At 60.8% G+C, this 8,858-nt stretch carries 13 protein-coding genes; 2 read left to right on the top strand and 11 right to left on the bottom strand.

The window, feature by feature from the left end:
• Positions 1–117: 117 nt before the first annotated feature.
• The 3 genes from BM070_RS23460 to BM070_RS23470 form a co-directional block, all read right to left on the bottom strand.
• Positions 118–741, bottom strand: coding sequence for a hypothetical protein (locus BM070_RS23460; protein ID WP_092942670.1), 624 nt, complete (start codon positions 739–741; stop codon positions 118–120).
• Between the two features lie 10 nt (positions 742–751).
• Entirely contained in the window at positions 752–1,780 is a 1,029-nt protein-coding gene (locus tag BM070_RS23465) for an SRPBCC family protein (RefSeq protein WP_092942673.1), read from the bottom strand.
• A gap of 70 nt (positions 1,781–1,850) precedes the next feature.
• Positions 1,851–3,227 (bottom strand): hypothetical protein, encoded by a 1,377-nt coding sequence (locus tag BM070_RS23470; RefSeq protein ID WP_139222971.1) that lies wholly within the window; start codon positions 3,225–3,227, stop codon positions 1,851–1,853.
• Between the two features lie 147 nt (positions 3,228–3,374).
• Here BM070_RS23470 and BM070_RS23475 point away from each other — a divergent pair, with 147 nt between their 5' ends.
• Together BM070_RS23475 and BM070_RS23480 are read left to right on the top strand one after the other, a co-directional pair.
• A complete protein-coding gene (locus BM070_RS23475) occupies positions 3,375–3,842 on the top strand; it encodes a hypothetical protein (RefSeq protein WP_092942679.1) in 468 nt (155 codons plus the stop codon).
• A gap of 113 nt (positions 3,843–3,955) precedes the next feature.
• Positions 3,956–4,465 carry a hypothetical protein gene (locus BM070_RS23480; protein ID WP_092942683.1) on the top strand — a complete coding sequence of 170 codons (510 nt, stop codon included), beginning with the start codon at positions 3,956–3,958 and terminating at the stop codon, positions 4,463–4,465.
• Positions 4,466–4,511: 46 nt separating this feature from the next.
• Here BM070_RS23480 and BM070_RS23485 read toward each other — a convergent pair whose 3' ends face one another.
• From BM070_RS23485 to BM070_RS25040, 8 genes are all read right to left on the bottom strand, one after another.
• Positions 4,512–4,976 carry a hypothetical protein gene (locus BM070_RS23485; protein WP_092942686.1) on the bottom strand — a complete coding sequence of 155 codons (465 nt, stop codon included), beginning with the start codon at positions 4,974–4,976 and terminating at the stop codon, positions 4,512–4,514.
• Between the two features lie 56 nt (positions 4,977–5,032).
• Entirely contained in the window at positions 5,033–5,320 is a 288-nt protein-coding gene (locus BM070_RS23490; RefSeq protein WP_092942689.1) for a hypothetical protein, read from the bottom strand.
• On the bottom strand, positions 5,320–5,730 hold the full coding sequence (locus BM070_RS23495) for a hypothetical protein (RefSeq protein ID WP_139222972.1): 411 nt from the start codon (positions 5,728–5,730) through the stop codon (positions 5,320–5,322). Before BM070_RS23495 ends, BM070_RS23490 begins: the two co-directional genes overlap by 1 nt.
• The gene (locus tag BM070_RS23500) at positions 5,727–6,098 is read right to left on the bottom strand and encodes an outer membrane protein assembly factor BamE (RefSeq protein WP_139222973.1); all 372 of its coding nucleotides are present in this window, start codon (positions 6,096–6,098) and stop codon (positions 5,727–5,729) included. Before BM070_RS23500 ends, BM070_RS23495 begins: the two co-directional genes overlap by 4 nt.
• 63 nt (positions 6,099–6,161) lie before the next feature.
• Positions 6,162–6,491 (bottom strand): hypothetical protein, encoded by a 330-nt coding sequence (locus BM070_RS23505; RefSeq protein WP_139222974.1) that lies wholly within the window; start codon positions 6,489–6,491, stop codon positions 6,162–6,164.
• Positions 6,488–7,480: a recombination-associated protein RdgC gene (locus BM070_RS23510; RefSeq protein WP_092942701.1), complete on the bottom strand. Its 993-nt coding sequence runs from the start codon at positions 7,478–7,480 to the stop codon at positions 6,488–6,490. The genes BM070_RS23505 and BM070_RS23510 overlap by 4 nt, the downstream gene beginning before the upstream one ends.
• A gap of 83 nt (positions 7,481–7,563) precedes the next feature.
• Positions 7,564–8,493 (bottom strand): hypothetical protein, encoded by a 930-nt coding sequence (locus BM070_RS23515; protein ID WP_092942704.1) that lies wholly within the window; start codon positions 8,491–8,493, stop codon positions 7,564–7,566.
• A 172-nt stretch (positions 8,494–8,665) separates the two neighbouring features.
• Positions 8,666–8,858: hypothetical protein (locus tag BM070_RS25040; protein WP_217648970.1), on the bottom strand; the 193-nt coding region annotated here is incomplete at its 5' end.

Here is an 8,858-nt window from a genome sequence, read left to right on the forward strand (position 1 = left end):
TGCGACCACCGAGGCGGAACTGCTCGACACCTACCGCACCCTTAGCACCGCCCACCAAGCGGCCCAAATACCACCCCCCCGCACGACGCACCACACCGCGCTTGGAATCTTTGCTGCTCATGCGCACGCCCCCTCCGTCTTGAAGTACAGATGAGAGAGCAGCAGACGTAAGTACGGCTCCAGCGTACTCGCCGATGCGCCATCAAGGGCCTTGTTACTGCCCGCCTGTGCACGCAGCCGCGCATCCGCAAAACAATATTTAGACGCGATGGAGCCAGACGACTTCACAGAGAGGATCGCAAAGACCGGCAGAGCGTAATGTCGATGCTGCGTGTCGCCCTCGATAGACTGCTGCTGTATCGCCACGAAAAGATAAGCAGGCAGGTCGTCACCCTTAATGAAGTTTTGGAAATGGACCGGCAGCGTGCTCCAGTCCATCTCATCGGCCACCTGGCGCAATAGCAACGTGCTTCCACTCTCGGAGTCCGTGATGACCAGACGCTCCGCGCACCGTAGCTTCTCGTAAATGCATTGACCGCCATCACTGCGGGTGGCACTGGTGATCTCGAATGGGTCAATCAACTGTTGCCGCTGCGGCTCTGTGATGTTCTCCAGCAGAAAGTCACCGAGCAACATAACCACGGATTCCTGCATCATGGCCTGCTCTGACTCCCCCTTCACGCTCATGACGCGCGAAGTGCCTTGCAGCGAGTGGGCTAACATTTTCAGCGTGGTACCCATGACCAGTCTTTCAGGGGATGTTCTTCGTTCGTATGGTCTTGGCCGAGAACCGTTCGTAGTCCACATCGGGCACCGCTTGGTAGAGCACCGCGGTCAACATGGACTCATGGCGAGCACCGCCCACCTGCAATGCCACTGTCATGGGCACGAAGCGATGTTCACCATTTTCTTCACAAGCCTGCGCGGCCAAAGCCAAAGTTGAATCACGCCTCACGATCGCAGAACCCGTGACGGACCTTACGCGCTGCCCAGGGATGGCCTCGACGACGATCTGCTCTCCCTCCAGGTCTTTCCTCAGCAGATCGACCATACCCTCATGATCAGCCGAAAGCTTTCCCACCGTCACACCCAGCGCGGCAGCGACTATGCGCGGCCAGCCACTGGATTGCTTGCCATCGACAAAGGCCTCTTTCCAGGTCTGCTCAAACGGCGCGGGAACCGAGAAGAACTTCACGCCGTTGGCAGTATCACGCCGCTCTTCCAAACGCGCGGCATACACCCAGGAAGGCATCACCTCCTTGGTCTTTGGCGAATAGAGCCGCAGCAGGCAATTGGAGTTGTTCTCGACGCCATCAATTGACTGCGCCATGTAGCGCGAGGCAAAGGCAACCAGATCCTCAGCCGTCCTGAGCCGCACAGCCTTGTCCGGCATCAGCAGGTCGCCATAGGGGCGCTCGCGCCCGCCGGTCGTCTTGATGACCACCCGGCACAGACACCCCTGCAATGCGATCTCGCTCTCAGCATCAATCCAGCTGTATTCGTACGTCTCCCACAGATCCACCCCAGACTCCAGGGCCTGATACTTGACGCAATTGCGGAACAGCACGAGCCGATCCACCTCAAGCAGGCGTTCGACGGCCTCCGGATGCGCATTGCGCGCCAGGAAGCGGACGAGCACAGGCTTACCGTCCATGCCGGGAGGAACGATGATTTCGCCCTTGAGCAGGATGATTGGCTCACTGCCATGCAATTTGACCTCGCCATCCAGAACACGGATAGCCAAATTGACCGGGCGGGCTTGGGAATCGCTTTTTTGCATGCTTGGATCGTATGGCAGATCAAACAAAAATGGGGCTTGATGAAGCCCCATTTTGGCGACGCTGCCAGGCTTACATGCCAGGCGCCGATGCCTCGGCGTGACGATCCGGCTCCTGCGGTGCCGCATCGTCGTCGCGATCTGCATCCACGCCGGGATTGGCGTCCGCGCCGCTGTTGGCAGCTGCTTGCGCATCACGCTCGGCAGCAGCCTCCCGGCTCAGCCCCCACTCGGGCTTCACGTTAGGCGTGATGACCGAATTGATGGACATGCCCTTTGCGCCCACGTCCGCCGCGAAGCTCGTCACGAACACGCTGTCGGGCCCACCGCCCAAGCGGGATTCGACCTTGACGCCCGTCGTCATCTTCACGAAGCCATTGACAACCACGCCGTCAGCATTCTTGTACTGGCACTTCGCGGCCGCGTTGGCCAGCTTGCTATTGGAGCGCATCAGGTCTTCGAGGGAGGTGCCGATGATGGGGATCTGCCGGCCCGGGACCACCTCGATACGCACCTTGCCAGCGGCCAGATCGGCCTGGAGCTTCGCCACCATATCCTGCTCTTGCGGACTCATACCCTTCGTATCGCCGGACATCGCAGCAACCACCGTGCGAGCCAGCCCCGACTTGCCGTTGGTCACCTTTTTGAGGGTTTCAGCCCCCGACGCCGGCACCTTGATCACCTTCGATCCGCTGTCCACGGTGACATTCAGCTCCTTCTTGGCGGAATACACCATGCCAGAGAAGACCTGCGATCGCGGCTGCTGGCCGTCCACAGCCGGCAGATCGCTGACCACGCGCACCACAGCGATGGCATCGTTGATCACACCGTCGATCTCACCCGGCAGGTAGTCGTCGAAGAAGCGCTTCATGCCATCGAACGAGGTAACGACTTGCGCATCGCCCGGGTACAGCAATTCCATGCTGCCCTGCGCGCCGTAATATCGCCCCTGGTATTCGTGCGCGGGCTTGACGGTAACGCGCGCCATGCCCGTTTCGATGCGACGGGAAGCGTCGTTGCCGAAGTTGTCGATGTACTGCGCCTTCCAGGGGGCCGGGCCCGTCTCGGGACGTGCGCCGTCCTTCGTGGCGCCGTAGGCCATGATGTAGCTACCGACCTTGATCGGGTCCACTTGGTTGCGACCCACCATTTGGCCATTGGCGAGCTTGTCGATCGTGATCTGCTTGCTGAAGAACTTGGCGTTCTCCGCCGGGCTCTTGTCCTTGCGATGGGTGGCCTTCGCTTCTTCCTGCGTCAGCATGCGCACAGAGAACTCGTGACCGCGAGCCCACTCGGGCGACATGGCCACACCGATCACGCGACCACCATCGGGAGCTTCCAGGTCGTAGCTCGTGACTTGCAGGCAAAGGTTGGCCTGCAGTTCGCGGCCGGGGCCGCGCGATTGCGCACTCTGCTGGCGACTGCGCACCGATTCCATGAATTGGCTCATGTTCTATTCCTCAACTTCACAACTATGGAGTCCCAACCCACGAGAGGCTGAGTGGCGGGGTAGAAACATACCCCGGCCGCATGATGTTAGATTACCATGAGAGTGTCAACATGTTTTTATCGCTGCACATTGCACAGCAGACGCACCATGGACATCTCGGAAATCAGCTCGTTCGTTCAGCACACCGCCATCGACTCTGGGGTGAAATTCACACTCAATGGCGAGCCTGTGACACCCAAAGACCTTGGCGATCCTAACGCGCTACTCCCTCTAGTGGTTGTCAGTGCGAACCACATCAACGCAGAAATATCCGGCATTCGATCCAGCCATCTCGACTTCATCGAGCGCGCCGAACCCGAGTCCCACCTACTCGGCTGGAAGCTCAAGCAGCTGCCACATATCGTCGATGGCGCCATGCTCCTGATGATCAACCACGCGATCCGAACGACCCTGGCCCAGCCCCCCGCGCCCTTTTTGCAAAATCCATTCTTACCCGGCGCTTACGAGCCTGCTAGCGAGTCGGAATTGCGACCACACCTCGAAGCATTCGGATTCATGGAAAAAGCACCGACGCGGCAGCTGCTTCCAAGTGAGGCGACAGCGCCAAGCTATTGACCATAATCAAACAGTTGAGATACTCGATTTTGACCTCCCTGTAACGCAATGTAGGATAGAAATCGCCGAATGGTAGGTTTCGGTATCCATAGTTGCGACTCGGAGATTTTTTCATGCAAGTTATCACCGTCTGTGTGCCATCAGCGCACCTCAGTTCGGCTCTGTGCGAGGCCTTCAAGAAATTCGGCATCGCCGCCCGGGCATCCGCCAAACCGATCATCAATGGTTCTCCGGCCGAGCGCTTGGCATGTCCGATCGAACCGGTGGACAAACATGACATCTGGATCGCCATTCAAGACGGAACACCAGTCCAGGTCTTTCTGGAACGCACGTTTCTCGATATCAACTTCGTGACTGCCTTGATGCCCCAGGCGAAGACCGAAGACGACCGCCTGGCTATCGAATGCATCATGACGGCCGCCACAGCCCGCACGCTCACCCTCGGTTTCAAGGCTCGAATCGCACCGCACAAACTCACGCGCAGCGCAAAAAGCCAGGGCAGCAAGCCCGCCCTGCGCCTGATTGCTGAGAGCCTCCTGGGCGTACCCAATCTCTCCAACCTGCTCGTCGATTACGTGGACCAGATGGTGGCCAGCACGCCAGCAGGCGCACAAATCCACTGAGATCAGTCCAACCGGATACACGAAAGCCGCCTACAGGCGGCTTTCTTCATGGCGTCGCCTGGAGTCCTTTTGCAGCGCCGGCCAGCCGCTCGCCGCAACAAGGGTAGTCGGCACGGGTTACCTTGCGCAATGCGCTCTTCAACTCCTTGAGGGTGAAGGCCATCTGGGCCTTCTCCTGCCGATAAGCGGCCGCCATGAGGAAAGCCCTGACCATGCCGTATTTGGCGATCGAGAAGCTCTTGGCGGGGCCATGCGGATCAACCGCGATCCAGCGCGCGAGGCACCGTCCTCCCGCCTCCGCTCGAAAGCCTGGGGCCACCCCCACAAGACCAGTCACCGAGCGCTTCGCCGCCTTGCTTTTGCCACTGACCGCCGCAGACGTTCCCATGGACGCGAGCAGCTCGTCGCGGACTCTCGTGGCCGCAAGCAGCGCACCTTGCTCACCACCGTGCTGTTGATCTGCGAAGAACTGCGAAGCTGCGCCGCCAGCCGCTCGCAGGCGCGTCGGCACGCGAAACACCCAACCTCCGGAGGTCCTGGTAACGTGACGTTGGCCAGCTTTAGTAGTCACGCGCCCTGGCGCTCCAGCACTTGCTCCAGGGCATCGCCTGCAGCGATGACTCCTTCACGATCGCCAATGAAGGCTGCCGTCGTGGAGCCGCACGCGCACCGACCCCGCGCCGCGGCGATCACGCCCGGCACGTCTCGTACATAGCTCACCTCCAGATCAGCGATCTCGCCCTGGCAGTCGTTGCAGGTGATCGTCTCCGGAAAGCTCTTGCGCAACTCGACCAGCTGCGCCTTGGCGGCGTCTACCCGCTCCTGCAGACTCCCACGTCTTTTTGCCTGGCCCATTACCTGGTCTCCTTGAAGTTCGGGAACGACTCTAGCTTCCTGCCCACGAGGATCTCAAACACAGCAGCACCCAACCGGCCGACGTCTTGGACGACCGCCTCGTACCGAACTGTGCTGGGGCACTGGAACACACCATGCGGCAGATCTTCCAGGTCGCCCAGCCACGAGCGCACACGAAAGTCGCAGATCAGGCCATCGGAGAAGCGAACCCAGTAGTGCGGCGACAGCACTCCGTGCGCATCGCTGTGGAAAGAGCCCACCAGAAGCTGGTGCTCGATGCGCTCGCGGTGCAACAGCGTTGAGATGGACCGCGACAGGCCGTCGCATTCCAGGTGGCCGCCGGCAAGATCAAGCGGCGAGAGCCAGTCCTGCAGGGCCGAGGCCCGTTCCGCCAGAAACATGCCGATCAACCGCTGTGCTTGGTCAGGGTGTGGCGGGCCACGGTGCCGTTGGGGTTCCAGACGATCTCCAGATTGGTGCTGTCGATGCCATTGTTGCCCATGGCAGCGCCAACGAAGGGGATGTAGGAGCGGGCCTTAGTGTCCGCATGCATGTAGAGCCAGGTTTCCATACCACCGCTCGTCATCTTTTCGGTCGGCTCACCGAACAGCTTTTGCACGTCGGCCTTCGTCGTCTTGCCAGGGACGAGCTTCGCATTCAAGCTGGCCGCGTCTTCTGCCACGATGGCCGTGTTGCCCATGGCACAGCCGGTCAGCACAGCGGTCATCGAAACTGCCAGTGCGGCCATCATGGATATCGCGACGAGACGGTTCTTCATAGTTCTCTCCAGTTTTCAGTTGATAGAAATCTCTCAGGGGCTGCCCTCCCCCTCCAGCCCGTATTACAGCTCATCCGGGCTTGCTTTCAACGGCTGCCACTCGACAGGGTTGACCTGGTGGAAGCCGAGTTTAGGGTTGCTGTAGGGGATGAACCAGCCCCTGAACGGCGGCTGTTCCTCACCACCGCCATAGGCATAGTGCATGGGCTCAAGCAGCACACCGTTTTTGTCGCGGCCGCGAACGTGGACGATAGGACCAGTCATCGGCGCATTGCTCATTGGGTCCCATCGGCCTGGTCTCCACTCGATACGTTCGGACCAGTGCACACGAGGATCACCGCCATAGTTGTTGGCACCCTTCGCAAACGGATCAACGACCCCGTTCTCGGTCATTGCGCTCCTCCATGCGTCGCGCATTCAAGGGCACGCGAGTCCAGAGCATCCAACCCGGCGTCATCCACCTGGGCAGCAGCAGCACCGCCCAGATCTCCGCGCCCTTCCCCACCCAGCGCTTCGATCAGGTCGGGGATGAGCTTCGAGAGTTCGCCCGTGGCGATGGCCACGTCGGTGTCGAAGCCGCCGTCGTCCGTGCCCGAGCCCTTTCCCTCGAACACCGTATCGAGGAAGGAAACCTTCTTGAGCTGCAGCCCTTCGGTCAGCAAAAAGGAAACGCGGTCGTCCCAGGTCATGGCCAGCTTTGTGGGCAGCTTGCCGGCGGCGATGTGGGCCTGCACCTCTTCGATATCCAGCGGGTGGTGGCCGTATTTCACAGATGTCTTCGACTCGTCTGCGGCCTTCAGTTCACATTCGCGATCCACGCTGAAGCCCACGGGTGGCTCCTGCGTGCTGAGCCAGTGCGACATGGCCGCCTGGGGGCTGGTCTGCGTGTCCAGCAGCGCCAGCGAGAGGCCTGGCAGCGCATCGACCAGCAGCGACACGATCTCGTCCGCCTTCGATTGGGAGCTGCCGTCGATCATCAGCATCTTGGCCTCATGGTCGATCCATACCCACGTCGATGACTGCTTGGTGAACGCCATGGGCAGCAGATCCAGCTTGGCCTCTTCCTTCAGATCCTTGCTCTCCTTCTTGCCCGGCTTGCGGCCGGTCTCCCTCTCGATGCGCGCAGCTTTTTCCTTTACCTTGCGGGCCAGCACAGAGGCAGGCAGCACTTTGGACTCCGCCATGAAGCGCAAGATCCACTGCCCGCCGACCGACTCACAGAAAAGGCCGTTGGCATCGCCGCGGGGCGGGACCCATCCGATGGACCTCTCCTGCGTGGCCCCACATTCAGCGAACGGGGTCTTGGCCAAGGCCTCCTCGATCACAGCCAGGTCACAGGACCATTGGGGGGAGAGACGGTAGATGATTGCTTGCTTGAACATGATGGCTCCTGGCTGCAGCCCAGGCTGATGGTTTGTTGAAATCTCGCTCCAGAGTTCCTGGTGCAAGGACAGCTCTTTGATAGCTACGCGGGACGGACGTTTTCCTGCCCCGCCAGCAATGCGTCGATCATCTGGATCGCGCTTTCGGCATGCGCGGCCGGATCAAGCACCAGGCGCTCACGGATGGCCTTCAGAGCCGCCGTAAGCAGTTCCGATTCAGCTCCGGCCAGCCGGTGCGTTGCCGAGAATGGCAGGAGCGAGCTGGTGTCGAAGGCTTCCCCGTCTGCAGCGGCGCTCAGCACATCCAACCATTCCTCGGGAAGCTCGCACTCAGCCCCGAGACCCGCGTAGCAGGTGGCAGCGAGGCCTCGCAGCCGCTGCACTTCACTGCTCACTTCACCCGACGCATACACATCGGCGGCGGCGTCGAAGACTGCGTGCTCCGCAGCAGCAACATCCGCGGCCGTTACCGGTTTCTCGCGATCGCGGTTCCACGAAGCGTCGTAGTCCTTGTGCACTTCGCGATAACGCCGGAGGGCCGAAGCGATGGGATGGTTGACGCCGTATTCCTCCTCGAATTGCTGGCGCATGCGCTGCATTGCCGGATGTTCATCTTCCGCCGGCGCTGCAGCAGATCCGCAGAGCGCGGCGACAGCGTGAAGATGGAATGCGGTGAAAAACTTCGACGCGAGATCCTCGTAGTCCGGCGTGGAGTTCAACGGGAAGCCGATGACCGTGTCCAGATGGTCCGTGAGCTGGCGGGTGTGTTCCCGCACACGCTGGTACTCGTCTTCATGAGTCCGTTTGACCTTATCCAGCGAGGTCTGCCGGAACGTGGCGACATAGTGGCAGCACAGCTCATCGTGGCGCTGCGCCTTTTCTGCGCCGGACTGGCGGCCGTGCGCGTTGCTCATCAGGTACCGGTTGACCGTGTGCTCCAGCGCAAGCCACAGGCTGTGCTTCACGAGTGGGTGGTTCATCTGAGCCGCTGCTTTGGTGGTGTCAGCGGTCATGGCTGTGCCTCTGCAGGTTCAGGGGAGGCTGCGTTGCACTTCTCGCAAGGCGTGCCCCTCTTCCCTTCGGTGATCGACGCAACAGTCAGCCAGCCGGACTCCCAGCCGCAGCGCCTACACCGGAACAGAGCGATGTTCCTTTCGCAGCTGCATCCAGCGTCGATGACATGGGCTATGACTCGCGGCTTTGCGCGAGGTGGTCGGCGGTGTCAATCCCGCCGCAGAGGCATACCTGCGCCGTCATTTCCAGACCAGAGGCAGCCTTCTTCAAGCCATGATCCCTCCATGGCTCAGTTTGCGCTCCGCCATTCGGCAGTTGCACCCCGGGTGCCAGGTGATCATTGACCCCTACGCCTTTCTCGGGG

This window comes from Paracidovorax wautersii, assembly GCF_900113035.1.
GTDB classification, from domain to species: Bacteria; Pseudomonadota; Gammaproteobacteria; order Burkholderiales; family Burkholderiaceae_C; genus Paracidovorax; species Paracidovorax wautersii.

Bases quoted from the DNA above. Each gene is read 5' to 3' on its own strand.
- BM070_RS23460 (WP_092942670.1), bottom strand. From the start codon at position 741: ATGGGTACCACGCTGAAAATGTTAGCCCACTCGCTGCAAGGCACTTCG.
- BM070_RS23465 (WP_092942673.1), bottom strand. From the start codon at position 1,780: ATGCAAAAAAGCGATTCCCAAGCCCGCCCGGTCAATTTGGCTATCCGT.
- BM070_RS23470 (WP_139222971.1), bottom strand. From the start codon at position 3,227: ATGAGCCAATTCATGGAATCGGTGCGCAGTCGCCAGCAGAGTGCGCAA.
- BM070_RS23475 (WP_092942679.1), top strand. From the start codon at position 3,375: ATGGACATCTCGGAAATCAGCTCGTTCGTTCAGCACACCGCCATCGAC.
- BM070_RS23480 (WP_092942683.1), top strand. From the start codon at position 3,956: ATGCAAGTTATCACCGTCTGTGTGCCATCAGCGCACCTCAGTTCGGCT.
- BM070_RS23490 (WP_092942689.1), bottom strand. From the start codon at position 5,320: ATGGGCCAGGCAAAAAGACGTGGGAGTCTGCAGGAGCGGGTAGACGCC.
- BM070_RS23500 (WP_139222973.1), bottom strand. From the start codon at position 6,098: ATGAAGAACCGTCTCGTCGCGATATCCATGATGGCCGCACTGGCAGTT.
- BM070_RS23505 (WP_139222974.1), bottom strand. From the start codon at position 6,491: ATGACCGAGAACGGGGTCGTTGATCCGTTTGCGAAGGGTGCCAACAAC.
- BM070_RS23510 (WP_092942701.1), bottom strand. From the start codon at position 7,480: ATGTTCAAGCAAGCAATCATCTACCGTCTCTCCCCCCAATGGTCCTGT.
- BM070_RS23515 (WP_092942704.1), bottom strand. From the start codon at position 8,493: ATGACCGCTGACACCACCAAAGCAGCGGCTCAGATGAACCACCCACTC.